The organism is Pinisolibacter sp. DMC19 (genome assembly GCF_056313985.1).
This window is the reverse complement of the sequence record NZ_JBQUZF010000006.1, coordinates 37,419-57,260: the sequence shown is the minus strand read 5'-3', so window position 1 is coordinate 57,260 and position 19,842 is coordinate 37,419. Positions and strand designations below refer to the sequence as shown.

General features: G+C 71.4%; 13 protein-coding genes. 2 read left to right on the top strand and 11 right to left on the bottom strand.

Annotation, left to right across the window (positions count from 1 at the left end; all coding sequences use genetic code 11):
- Positions 1-15 precede the first annotated feature (15 nt).
- Entirely contained in the window at positions 16-1,626 is a 1,611-nt protein-coding gene (gene murJ, locus ACT53U_RS15245; RefSeq protein ID WP_476156464.1) for a murein biosynthesis integral membrane protein MurJ, read from the bottom strand.
- Between the two features lie 23 nt (positions 1,627-1,649).
- Entirely contained in the window at positions 1,650-4,439 is a 2,790-nt protein-coding gene (locus ACT53U_RS15240; RefSeq protein ID WP_476156462.1) for a [protein-PII] uridylyltransferase, read from the bottom strand.
- Positions 4,440-4,720: 281 nt separating this feature from the next.
- Between ACT53U_RS15240 and ACT53U_RS15235 the strand changes: the two genes are divergently transcribed.
- The gene (locus ACT53U_RS15235; protein WP_476156461.1) at positions 4,721-4,903 is read left to right on the top strand and encodes a hypothetical protein; all 183 of its coding nucleotides are present in this window, start codon (positions 4,721-4,723) and stop codon (positions 4,901-4,903) included.
- 60 nt (positions 4,904-4,963) lie between these two features.
- Here the strand turns inward: ACT53U_RS15235 and ACT53U_RS15230 are convergent, their stop codons facing one another.
- Complete coding sequence (locus tag ACT53U_RS15230; protein ID WP_476156460.1) at positions 4,964-5,890, bottom strand: hypothetical protein; 927 nt, start codon at positions 5,888-5,890, stop codon at positions 4,964-4,966.
- A 178-nt stretch (positions 5,891-6,068) separates the two neighbouring features.
- A complete protein-coding gene (locus tag ACT53U_RS15225) occupies positions 6,069-8,354 on the bottom strand; it encodes an NADP-dependent malic enzyme (protein ID WP_476156458.1) in 2,286 nt (761 codons plus the stop codon).
- A 325-nt stretch (positions 8,355-8,679) separates the two neighbouring features.
- Between ACT53U_RS15225 and mutS the strand changes: the two genes are divergently transcribed.
- Entirely contained in the window at positions 8,680-11,412 is a 2,733-nt protein-coding gene (gene mutS / locus ACT53U_RS15220) for a DNA mismatch repair protein MutS (RefSeq protein WP_476156456.1), read from the top strand.
- 246 nt (positions 11,413-11,658) lie between these two features.
- Here the strand turns inward: mutS and olsB are convergent, their stop codons facing one another.
- The 7 genes from olsB to rsmI form a co-directional block, all read right to left on the bottom strand.
- Positions 11,659-12,615: a l-ornithine N(alpha)-acyltransferase gene (gene olsB / locus ACT53U_RS15215; protein WP_476156455.1), complete on the bottom strand. Its 957-nt coding sequence runs from the start codon at positions 12,613-12,615 to the stop codon at positions 11,659-11,661.
- 130 nt (positions 12,616-12,745) lie between these two features.
- On the bottom strand, positions 12,746-14,524 hold the full coding sequence (locus tag ACT53U_RS15210) for an ATP-binding protein (RefSeq protein WP_476156453.1): 1,779 nt from the start codon (positions 14,522-14,524) through the stop codon (positions 12,746-12,748).
- A gap of 277 nt (positions 14,525-14,801) precedes the next feature.
- Positions 14,802-16,334 (bottom strand): YifB family Mg chelatase-like AAA ATPase, encoded by a 1,533-nt coding sequence (locus ACT53U_RS15205; protein ID WP_476156451.1) that lies wholly within the window; start codon positions 16,332-16,334, stop codon positions 14,802-14,804.
- Positions 16,335-16,448: 114 nt separating this feature from the next.
- On the bottom strand, positions 16,449-17,402 hold the full coding sequence (locus ACT53U_RS15200) for a substrate-binding domain-containing protein (protein WP_476156449.1): 954 nt from the start codon (positions 17,400-17,402) through the stop codon (positions 16,449-16,451).
- A gap of 10 nt (positions 17,403-17,412) precedes the next feature.
- Positions 17,413-18,366 carry a glutathione synthase gene (gene gshB / locus ACT53U_RS15195; RefSeq protein ID WP_476156447.1) on the bottom strand — a complete coding sequence of 318 codons (954 nt, stop codon included), beginning with the start codon at positions 18,364-18,366 and terminating at the stop codon, positions 17,413-17,415.
- A gap of 65 nt (positions 18,367-18,431) precedes the next feature.
- Positions 18,432-18,833, bottom strand: a complete 402-nt coding sequence (locus ACT53U_RS15190; protein ID WP_476156445.1) for a YraN family protein — start codon at positions 18,831-18,833, stop codon at positions 18,432-18,434.
- Positions 18,834-18,838: 5 nt separating this feature from the next.
- Positions 18,839-19,768: a 16S rRNA (cytidine(1402)-2'-O)-methyltransferase gene (gene rsmI / locus ACT53U_RS15185; protein ID WP_476156444.1), complete on the bottom strand. Its 930-nt coding sequence runs from the start codon at positions 19,766-19,768 to the stop codon at positions 18,839-18,841.
- Positions 19,769-19,842 lie beyond the last annotated feature (74 nt).

The window sequence follows — 19,842 nt, the reverse complement described above, 5'->3', positions numbered from 1 at the left end:
CGGCCTCGGGCCGCGTTATGCGCGATCCACCGGCGCCTCGCAAGTCGCCGATCCGTCGGGCAGAGGCTCGGAAGACGCCGGCGAACGGCGGATGACGACGCGCGGATCGACCGCCCCGGTCGCCCACAGGAGGCCGCCGTGGACGGCGATGCCGGCGAGGATCGCGGCCGCGACCGCCATGAGCCGCAGCGTCGTTCCGCCGCTGGCGAAGGCCGGATCGACGACGAAGAGGCGGGCGAGCCCGACCACCGCGGCCATGCCCAGCGCCGCAGCGAGGATGCGCGGCAGGCGACGGCGGGCGGCGGCGTCGAGGCGCCAGTGGTCGCGACGAAAGAGCGCGGCGGCGAGCAGCCCGGCGTTGAGCCAGGCCGAGGCCGCCGTGCTCCATGCGACCGCCACCCAGCCGATCAGCGGCAGGAGGGCGAGCGACAGCGCGACGTTGAGGCCGACCGCGACGACGCCGTGGATCATCGGCGTGCGGGTGTCGCCGCGGCCCCAGTGGGCGGCCGAGAACAGGCGGATCGCCACGAAGGCCGGCAGTCCGAGCGCGAAGGCGGCGAGTGCGCGGGCGGCCTCGCGGGCGTCGTTCGCCGAGAAGGCGCCGCGCTCGAACAGCACCGAGACGATCGGATGGGCGAGCAGCACCAGACCGAAGGCGGCCGGCAGCGCCAGCGCCAGGGCGAACTCGAAGGCGCGGCTCTGCACCACGTGGACGCCGTCGCCGGGACGGGCAGCCTCCTCGGCGATCTCGGGCAACAGCACCTGCCCGACGGCGATGCCGACGAGGCCGAGCGGCAGCTGGTAGAGCCGATCGGCATAGTAGAGCCAAGAGACGGCGCCGGGTTCGCCCGAGGCGATCATCGTGCCGACGACGATGCCGATCTCGGCGAAGCCGCCGGCGACGAGGCCCGGCGCGAAGGCGCGGGCGAGCCGTCGCATCGCCGGATCGGCCCGCGGCCGCGCCGGCAGCGGCAGGGCCCCGGCCCGTGCGGCGGCGGTGACGAGGAATGCCGCCTGGGCGAGGCCGGCGACCGCCACCGTGGCGGCGAGCAGCCGGCCGGCGAAGACGGCATCGTTGCGGCCGACCACCAGCACGACGATCATCGCGACGAGCAGCAGCAGGTTGAAGAGGATCGGCGCGAAGGCCGCCGCCATGAAGCGCCGGTCGGCCGCCAGAATGCCGCCGAGCAGGGCGACGACGGTGATGCCGACGAGATAGGGGAAGGCGAGGCGGGTCAGCGTCACCGTCAGGGCGAGCTTGTCGGCATCGGCGCCGTAGCCGGGGGCGAGCAGCCGCACCACCGGTTCGGTGAAGACCCAGACCACGACGGTGATCGCCGCCACGGTGGCGACCAGCAGGAGCGCCGCGGCGCCGGCGAAGCGGCGGGCGGCCTCGCGGCCCTCGGCCTCGCGCACGGCGATGTAGCCCGGCACGAAGGCGGCGGCGAAGGCGCCTTCGGCGAAGAGCCGGCGGAAGAGATTGGGCAGGCGCAGCGCCACCACGAAGGCGTCGGCGACCGGCCCGGAGCCGAGCACCGCCGCCAACATCCCGTCGCGCAGGAAGCCGAGGATCCGGCTCGCCAGCGTCGCGGCGCCGACGCCGAGGGCATTGCGCAGCAGTCTCATGCTCGGCACCCCGGATGCCGACGTCAGGCGGCGGGCTTGCGGCTGGTCTCCCGGGGCGTACCGTCGAAGGCGCGCACGAGGTGTTCGCGGATGGTCTTCTCGCGCGACCGGTTCTCGACCTTGTGGCCGAAGAGGTCGGTCACGTAGAAGACGTCGACCGCGCGCTCGCCGAAGGTCGCCACATGCGCCGAGGCGATGTTGAGATTGAGATCCGAGATCGCCCGCGTCAGGTCGAAGAGCAGGCCCGGCCGGTCGAGGCCGGAGACCTCGATGACGGTGAAGCGGTCCGACCAGGCGTTGTTGACCATGACGTCGGTCGGGATCTGGAAGGCCTTGAGGCGACCCTTGGCGGCGCCCTTCTTCTGCTCGACCTGTTCGGGCAGGCGCTCGGCGCCGGTCAGCGTCTTCTCGATCAGCGCGGTGATGCGCTGGCCGCGGCGGCGCTCGTCGACGTCGTCGGTGAACTCGCGGCCGACGAAGATCGTGTCGAGCGCCAGACCGTCGGTCGTCGTGTAGATCTGCGCGTCGACGATGTTGGCGCCGGCGACCGCGCAGGCGCCGGCGATGGCCGAGAGCAGGCGGGGATGGTCGTCGGCGAGCACGGTGATCTCGGTGACGCCCTCGAAGACGTGCGGCATGACCGAGGTGGCGAGGTGCTTGCGCCCCTGCGTCGCCTCGCGGATGAAGTTGGCGTGCTCGACCTTGCGGGAGACGTCGACGCGCAGCCAGTAGGGCGCGTAGTGGCGCTCGACATAGGCCTGTTTCTCGACCTCGCTCCAGCCGACGAGACGGTCGCAGAGCTCGCGCTTGGCGGCGGCGACGCGCTGGTCGCGGGTGATCTGCGAATGGCCGCCGGCGAGATAGGGCTCGGTCTCGTAGTAGAGCGTCCTGAGGAGCTGCCCCTTCCAGCCGTTGAAGACGCCCGGGCCGACGGCGCGGATGTCGGCGACGGTCAGGCACAGGAGCAGCCGCAGGCGCTCGGGGCTCTGGACGATCTCGGCGAAGGTCTCGATGGTGCGGCGATCGTTGAGATCGCGCCCCTGCGCGACCGAGCTCATCACCAGATGGTTCTCGACCAGCCAGGCGACGGTCTCGGTCTCCGCGGCGGAGAGGCCGAAGCGCGGGCCGACCTTGCGGGCGATCTTGGCGCCGTAGAGCGAGTGGTCTTCCGGCCGACCCTTGGCGATGTCGTGCAGAAAGGTCGCGAGGTAGATCACCTTGCGGTTCTGGATGCCGGGGAAGAGCTCGGTGGCGAGCGGGCATTCCTCGGCCAGCGTGCCGTTCTCCAGCGACGAGAGCTCGCCCAGCGTCCGCAGCAGGTGCTCGTCGACGGTATAGTGGTGATACATGTTGAACTGCATCATCGCCACGACCTTGCCGAACTCCGGCACGAAGCGGCCGAGCACGCCGGTCTCGTTCATCCGCCGCAGAATGCGTTCGGGCGAATGGCGCGAGGCGACGATGTCGATGAAGAGGCGATTGGCGGTCTCGTCGGCGCGGACGGCCTCGTCGATCAGCGTCAGCGACCGCGTCAGCAGGCGCAGCGCGTCCGGATGGAAGTCGAGGTTGTTGCGGTCGGCCTCGTGGAAGATGCGGATCAGGTTGACCGGATCGCGGGCGAAGACGCCGTCGTCGGCGACGTTGATGCGGCGGTTGTCGACCGCGAAGGGCTCGCCGTCGCCGGTCTTGGGCTTGCGGCGGCGGGTGAAGCGGCCGAGCAGGCGGTTGAGCGCCGGGGTCTGCTTGACGTGTTCCTCCTCCAGCGCCGAACAGAAGATCAGCGTCAGGTCGCCGACGTCCTTGGCCACCAGGAAGTAGTGCTTCATGAAGCGCTCGACGGCGCGCATGCCGCCCTTGTCGACATAGCCGAGGCGGCCGGCGATCTCGCGCTGGAGGTCGAAGGAGAGGCGCTCCTCGGCCCGGTTGGTGGCGAAGTGCATGTGGCAGCGGATGCCCCACAGAAAGTCGTCGCAGCGCTCGAAGCGGCGGTACTCCGACTGCGAGAAGACGCCCTCGCCGACCAGTTCGCGGGCGTCCTTGACGCGGTAGAAGTACTTGGCGATCCAGAACAGCGTCTGCAGATCGCGCAGCCCCCCCTTGCCTTCCTTGATGTTGGGCTCGACGAGATAGCGGCTCATGCCCTGGCGCTTGTGGCGGTCGTCGCGCTCGGCGAGCTTCGCCGCGATGTAGTCGCGGCCGGTGCCCTGCACCACCTCGGCATCGAAGCGCTTCTCGAGATCGTCGTAGAGCGGCCGGTCACCCCAGATCCAGCGCGCCTCGAGGATCGCCGTGCGGATCGTCAGGTCGGAGCGCGAAAGGCGGATGCATTCGTCGACGTTGCGGGTGGCGTGGCCGACCTTCAGGCCGAGATCCCACAGCATGTAGAGGATGTATTCGACGACGCTCTCGCCCCAGGGCGTCTGCTTGTAGGGCAGCAGGAACAGGAGATCGATGTCGGAGCCCGGCGCCAGCGTGGCGCGGCCGTAGCCGCCGACCGCGGCGACCGACAGGCGCTCGGCCGAGGACGGGTTCTTGACCGGATAGACGTGGGTGACGGCGAAGTCGTAGACGACGCGGATCAGTTCGTCCTGGACGTGCGAGATCCGCTCGGCGCAGAGCACGCCGCGGCGGTCCTCCATCAGCAGCGTCTGGATCTTCGCGCGCGACTCGAGCCGCGCCTCCTTGAGGATCGCCAGGACCTTGGAACGGACCTGCGGATTGCCGCCGTCGGCGCCGTCGGCGACCAGCGCGGTGAGACGGCGGCGCAGGTCGGCGGAATCGATCAGGCCCTCGAACATCCTCGATGCGGTCATCGGCAGGCGGCGCTCCTCGTGTCGACGCGAAGCGACCGCCTCGCGGCCCTCGTCGATGTGACACCTTTGCCACGGCGCGCGAGGCATTTCCATCGCCGATCACACCGGAATGCCTCGTTGCGCGGCATGCGACATCGGAAGGGGTTTACGTCCAACTACGTATTACTCTATCTAGGCGCGCCCTACGGGTTTCCACCGAGGGCGCGAGACGGGGACCGGGCGCGATCGTCCGAATGGTCTACCCGCTCTCGCCCATCGTCGCATCCCGTGGAGGATTTTTCGTGCTTCAGCTCTTCATCGGCGCCGTCGTCGCCGTGCTCGTCTGGATCGTCGCCACCGCGATCTTCGGTTATCCGGCCCTCATCATCGGCGCGCTCTCCGGCGTCGCCGTCATGTTCGCCTTCGTGATCGGGCTGACCAGCAGCGGCCTGTTCGGCTCGAAGAGCAGCTCGGCCGGTCACTGAGCGGCGCGACGCACGATCGTTTCGAGAGGCGGCCTTCGGGTCGCCTCTTTCGTTTTCGGCTCACCCCCCGCGGCGAACCGCCGCGAGGGCGTCCTCGAGCTCCGGATCGCCGAGCGGGCGCGTCGTGTCGGAGACCGTCAGCATGAAGGCGAAGAAGATCGCCGCCCAGCGGTCGTAGGCGGCGGTGAGGGCGGGCGTGACCGTCGCACGGCCGGCGGTGTCGCGAACGAGGAAGCCGTTCTCGACGGCCAGCGTCACGACGTTGGCGACCTGCGACTTGGTCAGGCCGTAGGTCTCGGCGAGGACGCCGAGGGTCGGCAGCGGCTGATCTTCGCGGGCATGGGCGACGACCGTGTTGAGGACCGGCCAGCCGCATTCGTGGTGGAAGAAGCAGGCGAGTTCCGGCACCCGGCCGGTCAGCGGTTCGCCGGCGAGGAAGGCCTCGCCCATGGCGACGGCGACGTGTTCGACGAAACCGGGTTCGCCGGCGAAGCGCTCGGCGCGACGCGCGCCCGGCTCGAGCCGGTCGAGATGGGTCATCACCCCGGCGAGCCAGGCCCGCACCGTCGCCATCAGCAGCGGGGTCGGCACGAAGATCGAGACGCGGCGATCGGCGCGACCGGCCTCGACGTCGACGAGGCCCATTCGGCGCATCATGTCGAGCGTGGTGCGCACCACGCGCGGGCTGCCGCCGAGGGTGCGGCGGGTGGCCTCGACCATCTCGCCGAAGGAGGCGCCGCGTTCCGACCCGGCGAGGATGCCGCGGACGTGGAGGCAGAAGCAGAGGTTGACCACCCGAAACCGGATGTCGCGGCCGAGCAGCTTGTTGAGCGGCCCCCGACCTTCGCGGCGGAAGCGGTTCATCGAGACGGTGAAGGCGGCGACGGCTTCGGGGAAGGCCGGGTCGGCGAGAAGCGCGTGCGCCCGTTCCGCCAAATGATCTTCGCCGGCGATCGCCACGTCGGCGCAAACGACCGATCGGTCCATGTCGAAACCCGTCCCCGTCCGACCGGCCTCGGCCGGATGCACCGGTAGACATCCGTCACGGCCGGCGTCGGCGACGTTATCAACGCCGATTTCGAACCGTCAAGGCGAATGGATACAGATCGGACACAATAATGGATACGACGGACGTCCCGGCGCGTCACCGCGCCGGGACCGTCTCTCACCCATTGATGTCGTACGCCGCGAGCGCCGCCATGTTGACGAGGTCGCTGTCGCGGGCGCCCAGCGGCACGATCTGCACCGACTTGTCGAGACCGACCAGCAGCGGGCCGATCACCGTCGAGCCGCCGAGGATGCGCAGCATGCCGGTGACGATGGTCGCGGCATGGATCGCCGGCATGACCAGCACGTTGGCCGGGCCCTTCAGGCGACAGAAGGGATAGGCCGCCATCTTGGCCGGGTCGAGCGCCACGTCGGCCGACATCTCGCCCTCGTACTCGAAGTCGACGCGGCGGCGATCGAGGATCTCGACCGCCCCCTTGACCGACGCCGTGCGCACGCCCGGCGGCTGGCCGAAGTTCGAATAGGCGAGGAAGGCGACGCGCGGCTCGTAGCCGAGACGACGGGCGGCACCCGCCGCCTCCTCGGCGATGTCCGCCAGTTCCTCGCCGGTCGGCAGCTCGGTGATCGAGGTGTCGGCGATCATCACGGTGCGGCCGCGGGCGAGCACCAGCGACAGGCCGATGGCGCGATGGTTCGGCCGCGCGTCGATGACGCGGCGGACGTCGTTGAGCACCGTGGTGAAGTGGCGCGTCGTGCCCGACACCATGGCGTCGGCATCGCCCAGCGCCACCATCGACGAGGCGAAGTAGTTGCGGTCGAGGATGACCCGGGCGCAGTCGCGCTGGAGGAAGCCCGAGCGCTGCTGCCGCTCGTAGAGGTGATCGGTATAGGCCTTGATGCGCGGCGAGGTCGCGACGTTGACGATCTCGACGCCGTCCGGCAGTTCGAGGCCGGCGGTCGCCGCCGTCTCGGCGATGCGGTCCTCGCGGCCGACCAGGATGGCGGTGCCGAGACCCTGGTTGACGAAGGAGGCGGCGGCGCGGATCACCGGCTCCTCCTCGCCCTCGGCAAAGACCACCCGCTTCGGCTTGGCCTTGATCTTCGAGAAGATGCGCTGGAGCGTGCCGGCGACCGGGTCGCGGCGCGCCGAGAGCTGCTGGCGATAGGCGACCATGTCGACGATCGGCCGACGGGCGACGCCCGATTCCATCGCCGCCTGCGCCACCGCCACCGGGATCTCGGAGATCAGGCGCGGGTCGAAGGGCACCGGGATGATGTACTGCGGGCCGAACTTCGGTCGCACGCCGCGATAGGCGGCGGCCACCTCGTCCGGCACGTCCTCGCGGGCGAGCTGGGCGATCGCCTTGGCGGCGGCGATCTTCATCTCCTCGTTGATCGTCCGCGCCCGCACGTCGAGGGCGCCGCGGAAGATGTAGGGGAAGCCGAGGACGTTGTTGACCTGGTTGGGATAGTCCGACCGGCCGGTGGCGACGATCGCGTCGTCGCGCACCGCCGCCACCTCTTCCGGGGTGATCTCCGGGTCGGGGTTGGCCATGGCGAAGATGATCGGGTTCGGCGCCATCGAGGCGACCATCTCGGGGGTCAGCGCGCCCTTGGCGGACAGGCCGAAGAAGATGTCGGCACCGGCGACCGCCTCGGCGAGCGACCGCTTGTCGGTCTCCACCGCATGGGCCGACTTCCACTGGTTCATGCCCTCGGTGCGGCCCTTCCAGACCACACCCTTGGTGTCGCAGAGGATGACGTTCTCGTGGCGGAAGCCCATCGCCTTGATCAGCTCGATGCAGGCAATGCCGGCGGCGCCGGCGCCGTTGCAGACGAGGACCGCTTCGGAAATGTCGCGACCGGTCAGGTGCAGGGCGTTGATGATGCCCGCGGACGAGATGATCGCCGTGCCGTGCTGGTCGTCGTGGAAGACCGGGATGTCCATCAGCTCGCGCAGACGGCTCTCGATCATGAAGCACTCGGGCGCCTTGATGTCCTCGAGGTTGATGCCGCCGAAGGAGGGGCCGAGGTAGCGCACCGCGGCGATGAATTCCTCGACGTCTTCGGTCGCCACCTCGAGGTCGATCGAATCGACGTCGGCGAAGCGCTTGAACAGGACCGCCTTGCCCTCCATCACCGGCTTCGACGCCAGCGCGCCGAGATTGCCGAGGCCGAGGATCGCCGTGCCGTTGGAGATGACGGCGACGAGATTGCCCTTGGAGGTGTAGTCGTAGGCCTTGGAGGGATCGTCGGCGATGGCGCGCACCGGCACCGCGACGCCGGGCGAGTAGGCGAGCGCGAGGTCGCGCTGGGTCGCCATCGGCTTGGTGGGTACGATCTCGAGCTTGCCCGGCTTGCCCTGTGCGTGGAACTGCAGGGCTTCCTGATCGGTGACGGCGAGGCGACCGGTCTTGGTCGCGGGCTTCTCGTTCGAGTCCATCTGTCACTCCGGGGGCGGGTCGAGGCGCCGCCTCTTGCTTCGGTGCGGGTTCCACGTGAAACCCTCGGGACGACCGGTCCCGTCGGGCTCCGCGCAAAAGTCGGGGGACGGCGACCTTATCCCCCGACGGAACCGCGTCAAGGCGGCGCAGGGGCGAAAACACCCCGCTTTTCGTCGTGATCGCCGCAAAAATCGGTTGTTTTCGCGATGCGGCGGTGGACAGCCTCGGCCGGCGGCGGCGAAGCGGTCGCGGCGAGGGATCGCATCGGCTATCTTCGCCCGATCCTCGCCCGTCGCCCTCCCCTGCCGCCGAGCTCTCAGCGCCATGACCGACACCTCGTCCCGCGATGCCGACCAGCGCCCGACGCCCGTCATGGAGCAGTTTCTGGAGATCAAGGCGGCCAATCCGGACAGCCTGCTGTTCTACCGGATGGGCGACTTCTACGAGCTGTTCTTCGGCGACGCCGAGGAGGCCTCCCGCGCGCTCGGCATCGTGCTGACCAAGCGCGGCAAGCACCTCGGCGAGGACATCCCGATGTGCGGCGTGCCGATCCACCGCGCCGACGAGTATCTCCAGCGCCTGATCGCGCTCGGCTTCCGCGTCGCGGTCTGCGAGCAGCTCGAGGACCCGGCGGAGGCGAAGAAGCGCGGCGCCAAGTCGGTCGTCCGGCGCGACGTCGTCCGCCTCGTGACCCCCGGCACGATCACCGAGGACAGCCTGCTCGACGCCGGCACCGCCAACCATCTCCTCGCCATCGCCCGCACCGGCGGCGACGCCGAGACCGCGCGTTGGGGGCTCGCCCGCGTCGACATCTCGTCGGGCTCGTTCCGCGTGACCTGCGTCGACACCGGCCGGCTCGCCGCCGAGATCGCCCGCATCGACCCGCGCGAGATCGTGCTGGCCGAGAAGCTGTTCGAGGACGAGACGCTGAAGCCGCTGATCCGGCGCGAGAAGATCGCGCTGACGCCGGTCTCGGCGGCGCTCTTCGACGCGGCGACGGCGGAGGCGCGCATCGCCGCCTATTTCGAGGTCGCCGCCCTCGACGGTTTCGGCCGGTTCGAACGCGCCGAACTCTCGGCCGTTTCCGGCGTCGTCGCCTATGTCGAGAAGACCCAGGTCGGCATGAAGGCGCGGCTCGAGCCGCCGCGGCGCGAGGAGGATGCCGGCGGGATCCTCGCGATCGACCCCGGCACGCGGGCCAATCTCGAGATCATGCGCACGCTTGCGGGCGAGCGGCGCGGCTCGCTCATCGCCGCCATCGACCGCACCGTGACGCCGAACGGCCAGCGCCTCCTCGCCGAACGGCTGGCGGGTCCCTCGACCGCAGTCGCCGTCATCGGCCGGCGGGCCGACGCGGTCGCCTTCCTGGTCGACGACGCGACCTTCCGCCGCCAGCTGCGCGAAGCGCTCGCGACCGCCCCCGACATGCTGCGGCCGCTCGGCCGGCTGGCCCTGCAGCGCGGCGGTCCGCGCGACCTCGCCGCCATCGGCCGCGGCCTCGTCGCCGCCGGAACGATCGGCGGGGCGCTCGCCCGGCTCGCCGTTCTGCCCGAGGAACTCGCCCGCGCCCGCGACGCCGCCCTCGAGGCGCCGCAGGATCTCGCCGACGTGCTGGCGACGGCGCTGTTCGACGAGCCGCCGCTGCTGAAGCGCGACGGCGGCTTCGTGCGGACCGGCTGGTCGATCCCGCTCGACGAGGCGCGCGAACTCTCCGCCGACAGCCGGCGGCTGATCGCCCGCCTCGAGGGCGACTACGTCGCCTCGACCGGCATCAAGTCCCTGAAGATCCGCCACAACAACGTCCTCGGCTTCTTCGTCGACACCACCCCCGCCCATGCCGAGAAGCTGACGCAGCCGCCGCATGTCGAGCGCTTCGTCCATCGCCAGACGCTGGCCAACGCGGTGCGCTTCTCGACCGTCGAACTCTCCGGCCTCGAGGCGAAGATCGCGTCGGCCGGCGAGCGGGCGCTCGGCATCGAGGGCGAGATCTTCGAGGACCTGACGCGGCGGGTGCTCGCCGCCGAGCCGGCGATCCGCGCGGCGGCGGAAGCGCTGGCGATCCTCGACGTCGCGGCCGGTCTCGCCGAGATCGCCGATGCCGAAGGCTGGGTGCGGCCGGTGGTCGAGGAGAGCCTCGCCTTCCGCATCGAGGGCGGCCGCCATCCGGTGGTCGAACAGGCACTCAGGGCGACGACCGGCGAGCCCTTCGTCGCCAACGATTGCGACCTCGGCCCGCGCGCCTCCGAGGGCGAGGGGCGGCTGACGATCGTCACCGGCCCCAACATGGGCGGCAAGTCGACCTTCCTGCGCCAGAACGCGCTGATCGTGCTGCTCGCCCAGATCGGTGCCTTCGTGCCGGCACGGGCCGCGCGGATCGGCGTCGTCGACAAGCTCTTCAGCCGCGTCGGCGCCGCCGACGACCTGGCGCGCGGTCGTTCGACCTTCATGGTCGAGATGGTCGAGACCGCCGCGATCCTCAATCAGGCCGGCCGCAACGCCCTCGTCATCCTCGACGAGATCGGCCGCGGCACCGCCACCTTCGACGGCCTGTCGATCGCCTGGGCGACGATCGAGCATCTGAACGCGGTCAACCGCTGCCGCGCCCTCTTCGCCACCCACTATCACGAGCTGACGACCCTGGCCGAGCGCCTGCCGCGCATCGCCAACGTCACCTCGGCAGTGCGCGAGTGGAAAGGCGACGTCGTCTTCCTGCACGAGATCGTCGCCGGCGCCGCCGATCGCTCCTACGGCATCCAGGTGGCGCGGCTCGCCGGCCTGCCGCCGAAGGTGATCGAGCGCGCCAAGGCGGTGCTGCGTCAGCTGGAGGAGCAGGATCGCCGCGGAAGGCGCGACGCCTTTGTCGACGAGTTGCCGCTGTTCTCGGCGATGAAGCCGGCCCTCGCGCCGGAACCCGAACCCGCGCCGGACGACGGGCGGCTCGCGGCGCTGCTCGAGGCGATCGCCGCGATCGATCCCGACGACCTCACCCCGCGCGCCGCGCTCGACGCGCTCTATCGGCTGAAGGCGCGGGCGAAGGAGATCGAGGCCGAGGGCTGAGCGCCCTCGCCTTTCCCAGGCGGTGCCGATGTTTCACGTCGAACACGCCGAATGGCAGCTCAGCCCCTTGCGGAGGCCCTTCATCCTGAGGTGCTCGGCAAAGCCGAGCCTCGAAGGGCGAAGGGCCGAGTAGTACGGCCCGTCGTGGCTTCGTGTTTCGAGGCCCGACCTCCGGTCGGGCACCTCAACATGAAGCCGAACGATGGATCACGAGACGAAACGGCCGCCGTTCGATCCGCAAAGGTCTCACGCCGCCGGCTGGGCGACGTCGAAGAAGTCGACCCAGCGCTTGGCGATCTCGGCCACCGGCATGATGACGAAGACGTCCGTCGTGCCGAACTGGTGGTCGATCACCGCGCCCTCGCCGATCTTGGCGCCGAGCTTGAGGTAGCCCTTGAGCAGCGGCGGCAGCGAGCGCATGGCGCCGCGCGGGTCGATCGCCTCCTTCGACAGGCGGTCCATCGTCACGTAGCGCTCGGGCAGGGCGCGGACGGCCCAGTCGGCGCCGGCTGCGAAGTGGTGATGCAGGAAGGACAGCGGCAGGGCGAGGCGCGACGGGTCGGTGCCCTCGAGGCTGGCACAACCGATCATCGCGTCGATGCGGTGACGGCGGACATAGACCCAGATCGCCTGCCACAGCAGTTCGAGCGTCCGCTTGGCGCGCCACTGCGGCAGCACGCAGGAGCGGCCGAGCTCCAGGAACTCGAGATCGGCACGGGCGTCGAGCAGCGGCTGAACGTCGAATTCGCCGGCCGAATAGAAGCCGTCGTGGCGCTCGGCGACCGAGCGGCGCAGGACGCGGTAGGTGCCGACGATGCGCGGGCGGGTCTTGCCGAAGGGCTTGGATTCCGGCGCGTCGTGGTCGAGCACCAGGATGTGGTCGCAGATCGCGTCGAAGTCGTCGGCATCGCGGCGGGTCATCGACGTCCACATGTCGGGCACCGCCGACATTTCTTCGTAGAAGACGCGGTAGCGCAGTTCCTGCGCCCGCTTGACCTCGCCGACGGTGCGGGCGAGGCGCGCCTCGAGGCTGCCGATACGACCGAGCGGCGCCTGGCCGCGCATGCCGCCGAGAGGGCCGACCGGCAGCCGCAGACCGATGCCCGGCAGCACGTCGATGCGACCGGCGGGCAGGCGGCGGGGAGCGCCGATGCGGCCGAGCAGCGGAATGGGCGAAGCCGTGGAGGCGGAGGCGCGGAACATGGGCGACCCTATCGAGACGGAGCATGCCCGACGTCGACCGGCGCGCGCCGGTCCGTCGGCATGTTGTCGTCTGACCACGCCGGGGCAACACCGGCGTGACGGTTCCGCGAAGGATCGATGACGGTCCGGCTCAGCCGGCGGCGCGACGGCCGGCGAGGCAGTCGGCGCGACGGGCGAACAGGGCGGCGAGCCGATCGCGATCGATCGGCTTGACCATGGTGGCGTCGGCGCCGGCGGCGGCGGCGCGTTCGGCGGCGGCCGGGGTGGCGTCGGCGGTCAGCGCCACGACGAGGGCGCGCGGGCCCTCCTCCGGTTCGCCGGCGCGCAGCGCGCGGATGGCGGCGAAACCGTCGAGGCCGGGCATGTGGAGGTCCATCAGCACGACGTCGAAGGGGTGCCCCTCGGCGCGGGCGCGTTCGGCCCGCTCGACGGCGGCGGCACCCTCGCCGGCGACGGCGACGCGGTGGCCGGCGTGTTCGAGCGCGGCGCGACCGAGCAGCGCGTTGATCTCGTTGTCGTCGACCAGCAGCACGTCGAAGCCGGAGGTCGCTGGCGCGGCCGGACGCACGATCGTGCGGCCGCGGTCCTCGACGGCGAGGGCGACGACGCGGACGAGCGAGGCGGCGCGGACCGGGCGGACGAGATGGGCGGCGAAGCCGGCGGCCCGAAGCGAGGGCAGCGCCGAACGACCGGTCGGCGGCACCATGACCACCGCGGGAGCGGCGATGCCGCTCGCCCGCAGGTCGTCCAGCACGGCGGCGGGATCGACCCCGCCGTGGCCATCGATCAGCACGACGTCGAAACCGTCGCGACCGCCGAGCGCGGCGACGTCCTCGACCAGCCAGGCCTCGGCGCCGAGCGCATGGAGCCGGCGCACCAGCAGCGGCGGCTCGACGCCGGCGCGCGAGACGAGGGCGACGCGGCGGCCGCGCAGCGGTCGTTCGGGCTCGGCGGCGGGACCGACGGCGGGGAGATCGAGTACGAAGGAGAAGGTCGAGCCTTCGCCGGGTCTGGAAGCGAGCGCGATGCGGCCGCCCATGCCGTCGACGATGCCGCGGGCGATGGCGAGACCGAGACCGGTGCCGCCGCGGGCGGGTTCGCCCTCGGCCTCGACCCGGGCCCAGGCGTCGAAGATGCGCGAGGCCTCGGCCGGATCGATGCCGATGCCGGTGTCGCGGACGCGGAACAGCACGCCTTTCTCGACCCGTTCGACCTCGATGGCGACGCCGCCGGTCTCGGTGAACTTCACCGCGTTGCCGGCGAGGTTGATCAGCACCTGGCGCAGCAGCAGCGGATCGACGGCGACGGGGGCGGAGGCGGAAGACGCGACATGGCCGACCAGTTCCAGCCCCTTGGCCTGACAGGGCGGCGCCAGCAGCTCGACCACCTCCTCGACCACCGCCTCGAGCGCGGTCGGCACCGGGCGCGGCTCGACATGGCCGGCCTCGAGACGGGAGAGGTCGAGATAGCCGTCGACGAGCCCGAGCAGCGCGGTGCCGGAGGAGCGCAGCGCACGGACATAGGCCGTCTGTTCGGCGGTGAGGCTCGTCTCGCCGAGCAGGTCGGCGAGACCGAGGATGCCGGTCAGCGGCGTGCGGATCTCGTGGGCGGCGAGCGTCAGGAAATGGGCGCGGGCGTCGGCATCGACCGGGTCGGCGGACGGCGTCGCGGGCGCGGCGGCACCCTCGGCAGGCGTCTCGGCGACCGGGTTGAGGCGGTCGACGATCACCGCCAGTGCCGCGGCGACGGCGGCGACGATGACCAGATCGCGGGCGAATTCGGCATCGGCGACGGCGGCGACGGTCGCCAGCGCGATCGCCAGGAGCACGAAGCCGGCGTGACGGAGATGGCCGTGGCGGAATTTCGGCGAGGCGTCGGCTCGGGCCGATCCGGGAGGGGTGTCGATCATCGCTGGTCCGCCGCGAAGAGGGTCGAGGTCGGGTCCCACACGACCGCGGAAGAGAACCGCGGGCGCGTCGTCGCGCGACGGGCGCGCCGCCGTCTTCGGCGTGCCTGCCGCGATCATCGCCGGCAGGCGTTGCGAAAGGTTTGACGCGCGGGCGGGCGCGGCGGTTTTCCACCGGCGGCGGGGGTTTTCCACGAGCAAATCGGCCCCGGCGCGGCGGGGAGCCGAGTCGAGGGGCCGATCCGATCGATCGGCGGCGGCTTCGTCGTGCGGCGGCGCCTCAGGCGGCGCCGGCCAGACGCTCGCCGGCGCGGCGATAGGCGAAGCCTTCGGCGAGATGCAGCCGGGTGACGCGCGGCGCGTCCTCGAGATCGGCGAGGGTGCGAGCGACCTTGAGGACGCGATGACAGGCGCGGGCCGAGAGCCGCAGACCGTCCGTCGCCTCGGTCAGCAGCCGACGGGCGCCGGGTTCGAGATCGACCAGCTCTTCCACCAGGGCGGCGGGGATGTCGGCATTGGTGCGCAGACCGTCGAGGCCGCGCGCGGCGAACCGCGACAGCTGGCGCTCCCGCGCCCGGGCGACGCGGGCGGCGACGTCGCGCGAGCCCTCGCGCGACGCCGGCAGGAAGAGATCGGCGGCGGAGACGGCACCGACCTCGACCCGCATGTCCATGCGATCGAGCAGCGGTCCGGAGAGGCGGGCCTGATAGTCCTCGGCGCAGCGCGCGCCGCGGCGACAGGTATGGCCGGGTTCGCCGGCGTGGCCGCAGCGGCAGGGGTTCATCGCCGCGATCAGCTGGATGCGCGCGGGATAGGCGACGCGATGGTTGGCGCGCGCGATCACCACTTCCCCCGTCTCCAGCGGTTGGCGCAGGCCGTCGAGCACCTGCGGCGCGAACTCCGGCAACTCGTCGAGGAAGAGCACGCCGTTGTGGGCGAGCGAGATCTCGCCCGGCCGCGCCCGGATGCCGCCGCCGACCAGCGCCGCCATCGAGGCGGAATGGTGGGGCGCGCGGAAGGGCCGACGGTCGGTCAGCCGACCGTCGGCGAGTTCGCCGGCGATCGAGGCGATCATCGACACTTCGAGCAGTTCGCGGGGGGCGAGCGGCGGCAGGATCGAGGGCAGGCGGGCGGCGAGCATCGACTTGCCGGAGCCGGGCGGACCGACCATCAGCAGGTTGTGGCCGCCGGCGGCGGCGACCTCGAGCGCCCGTTTGGCGCTCTCCTGGCCGCGGACGTCGGCGAGGTCGGGCAGATCGGTCGCCGGCTCGCGCACCTTGGGGGCGGGGCGGGAGAGGACCTGGGTTCCCTTGAAGTGGTTGGCGAGCTGGGCGAGGCTGCGGCCGGCGACGATGGCGAGATCGGGGCTCGCCCAGGCGGCCTCCGAGCCGCTCTCGGCCGGGCAGATCAGCCCCTTGCCCAGCGCGCTGGCGGCGATCGCCGCGGGCAGGACGCCGTTGACCGTGGCGATGGTGCCGTCGAGCGCCAGTTCGCCGAGGGCGACGTGCTCGCCGAGCTGATCGCCGGGCATGGCGCCGATCGCCGACATGATGGCGAGCGCGATCGGCAGATCGTAGTGGCTGCCCTCCTTGGGCAGGTCGGCGGGGGCGAGATTGACGGTGATGCGCCGCTGCGGCAGGGCGAGGCCGGCGGCGAAGAGGGCGGCGCGGATGCGCTCGCGGCTCTCGCCCACCGTCTTGTCGGGCAGACCGACCAGCGCGAAGGTCGGATTGCCCGCCGTGATCTGGACCTGGACGTCGACCGGAACGGCCTCGACGCCCTGAAACGCGACGGTGGTGACTCTCGCGACCATGTTCCGCTCCTTGCACGAGAAGCATGGAACATTTCGCGAACGATTGCAACCCGTCGACGATCGCCACGTCTCCCAGGTTGTTTCATGCGAACATCGCCGGAACGGAGCCGGCGATCAGTCGGGCTTGGCCAGAAGGTCGCGGCGGGTGAAGACGTCGAAGCCGACATAGACCACTTCGGCGATCGGCTTGCCCTTGCGGCGGGCGGCGAGCATCTCGGCGATGCGCGCGCCCATCTCGGCCGGGCGCTGGCCGACGAGGACATGGGCGAGTCCGTCGCGCACCAACCGCTTCTCCAGCGGCAGCGCGTCGGCGACGACCAGGATCGGCTTGGCGCGGTCGAGACGATCCTTGTGACGGCCGGCGATCTCGCGCCACACTGCCTCGTCGAGCAGCGGCCAGGCGCCGATCGAGACCACCGCGTCGAGTTCGGGATGTTCGAGGATCACGCGGTCGACCGCCTGGGCGGCGACGCGGGCCTCGGCCGCGGTGGCGATCGGCGAGGCCGGGATCTCGCGCCAGTCGCCGCCGAGCGCGTCGCGTACGCCGGCGAGGCGATCGACCAGCACCGGCGAGGCGGCGTCGCCGGTGATCACGGCATAGAGGCCGCCGGTCGGCCGCCAGCGCTTCAACGAGGCGCCCAGCGCGCGGCCGAAGTCGCGGGCATCCGACCCGACGAAGGCGTCGCGGGTCGCGGCCGGCAGGTCGGCATCGTAGGCGACGACCGGGACGCCGGCGGCGCGCGCCGCGACGACCGCAGGCTGGACGTCGGAGAGCGAGGCGGGCGACACGGCGATGCCGGCGACCTTCTCGGCGACGAGATCGGCGATGATCCGGCCCTGACTGCGCGGCTCGTTCGGGCCCGGCGCCAGCATGGTGCATTCGGCACCGCCGAGCTTCGCCGCCGCGACCCGGCAGCCCTCCGCGACCGCCTCGTGGAACTCGCTGCCCGCCGTCGGGGCGATGATCACGAAGCGATCGGCCGCCGCCGCGGCATGCCCGCCGGCGAGGAGGCCGAGGGCGAGCGATGCGGCGAACAGGCGGGACGACGGGCGGGCTGCGGGCGGCAAGGGGCTCTCCTCAGGCGCGGGCGGCGGCGATCTTGGCCTCGATCCGGTCCCAGACCAGGGCCGCGATGTCGGGGCCGCCGAGGCGACGGATGGCGCGGATGCCGGTCGGCGAGGTGACGTTGATCTCGGTGAGCCAGTCGCCGATCACGTCGATGCCGACGAAGATCAGGCCGCGCTCGCGCAAGGCCGGCCCGATCCGCTCGCAGATCTCGCGTTCGCGCGGGGTCAGATCGGTCGCCGCCGCCTGACCGCCGCGCACCATGTTGGAGCGCAGATCGTCGGCGGCCGGGACGCGATTGACGGCGCCGGCGAACTCGCCGTCGACCAGGATGATGCGCTTGTCGCCCTGGCGGACCTCGTTCTGATAGCGCTGGATCACCCAGGCCTCGCGCCAGGTGGTGGCGAACATGTCCATCAGCGAACCGAAGTTCTCGTCCTCGCGTTTCACGCGAAACACCGCCGAACCGCCGTGGCCGTAGAGCGGCTTCATCACGATGTCGCCGTGCTCGGCGCGGAAGGCGCGGATCTCCTCGGCATCTCGGGTGATCAGCGTCGGCGGCATCAGGTCGGGGAATTCGGTGACGAAGATCTTCTCCGGCGCGTTGCGGACGGAGGCCGGATCGTTGACCACCAGCGTCTTCGGATGCACGCGCTCCAGCATGTGCGTCGTGGTGACGTAGTTGAGGTCGAAGGGCGGATCCTGGCGCAGCAGGATCGTGTCGAAGCGGGAGAGATCGACCCGTTCGACGGCGCCGAGCGTGTAGTGGTCTCCGGCCACGTCGCGGACCTCGAGACGCTCGACCCCGGCGGAGACGCGGCCGTCGCGCAGCGCGAGGCGATCGGGGGTGTAGTGCCACAGGCGATGCCCGCGCGCCTGGGCTTCGAGCAGCAGGGCGAAGGTGGAATCGCCGGCGACGCGAATCGTGGCGATGTGGTCCATCTGGACGGCGACGTCGAGAGACATGCGGCTCGGTATCCTTCCGGGTGAGCGCGGGGCCGACCGAGTTCTAGCGCGGTGGCGGGGACGTGTCATCGCCGACGACGGGGGAGGTCGAGGTCGTCGGCGCGGAACGCATCGCTGACATGGGTCGGCCAACGGCCGGGGACAACCGCGACGATGTCGAATCTACGGTCGAGATCGGCGTGATGCGGGTGGGCGACGACCCAGAGATCGGCGGCGGCGAGGATGCGGGCCCGCGCCGTCGGGCCGACGGCGTCGATCGCGGCTGCGACCGATCCGCGCGCCTTGACCTCGACGAAGACCAGCGTGCGGCCGCGTTTCGCCACCAGATCGATCTCGCCGAGGCGGCAGCGCCAGCGGCGGGCGAGGATGGCGTGGAGCTTCAGCCGCAACAGCCAGGCGGCGCGGGCCTCGGCGGAAAGGCCGAGGCCATAGGCCTGCCTGCGCTCCTCGGTGCCGCGCCGCGCCATGGGCGTCAGCCCTCCGCCTTGATCGCCATGGCGCGTTCGTAGAGCGCCTTGCGGTCGGCGCCGGTCAGCCGCGCCACCTCGGCCACCGCCTTGCCGGGGGCCTGACGGGCGAGGGCGGCGCGCAGCATGGCGTCGACGTCGGCCTCGGTCGCCTCTTCCGCCGCCGGTGGACCGACGAGAACGACGACCTCGCCCTTGACGGTGCGGGCGGCGAAGGTCTCGGCCAGTTCGCCGAGCGGCGCGCGCACCACTTCCTCGAAGGTCTTGGTCAGCTCGCGCGCCATGACGCCGGCACGCGCCGGGCCGAAGACGGCGGCGGCGTCCGCCAGGCATTCGGCGAGGCGGTGGGGGCTCTCGTAGAAGACCAGCGTCGCCGGCACGCGGGCGAGTTCCTCGAAACGATGGCGGCGGGCCTCGCGTTTCGGCGACGGGAAGCCGGCGAAGAGGAAGGCGTCCGACGGCAGGCCGCTCGCCACCAGCGCGGTCAGCAGTGCCGAGGCACCGGGCACCGGGATCACCCGATGGCCGGCGGCGATCGTCTCGGCGACCAGCTTGTAGCCGGGGTCGGAGACCAGTGGCGTACCGGCGTCGGAGACCAGCGCCACCACCTTGCCCTCCTCGAGGGCGGCGAGGATGCGCGGGCGGCGCTCGGCGGCATTGTGGTCGTTGTAGGAGACGAGATGCGCGCGGATGCCGTAGCGGTCGAGCAGCACGCGGGTGACCCGGGTGTCCTCGCAGACCACGAGATCGGCGGCGGCGAGCGTCTCGAGGGCGCGCAGCGTCACGTCGACGAGGCGGCCGATGGGGGTCGCCACCACGTGCAGGCCGGGCGTCGGACGGGTCGCGGGAAAGACGGTGGCGTCGATGCGGAAGGAGGCGGTCCCGCGCGGCGCGTCGGCGCGATCGTCGGGCGGGAATTCGTCGTCGGTGGTCATGGGGTGATCCGGACAGAAACGGGGAAAAAACGGGCGGAGACGCGGCCCAAACGCGCGGTCGGCAGGAAATCGCG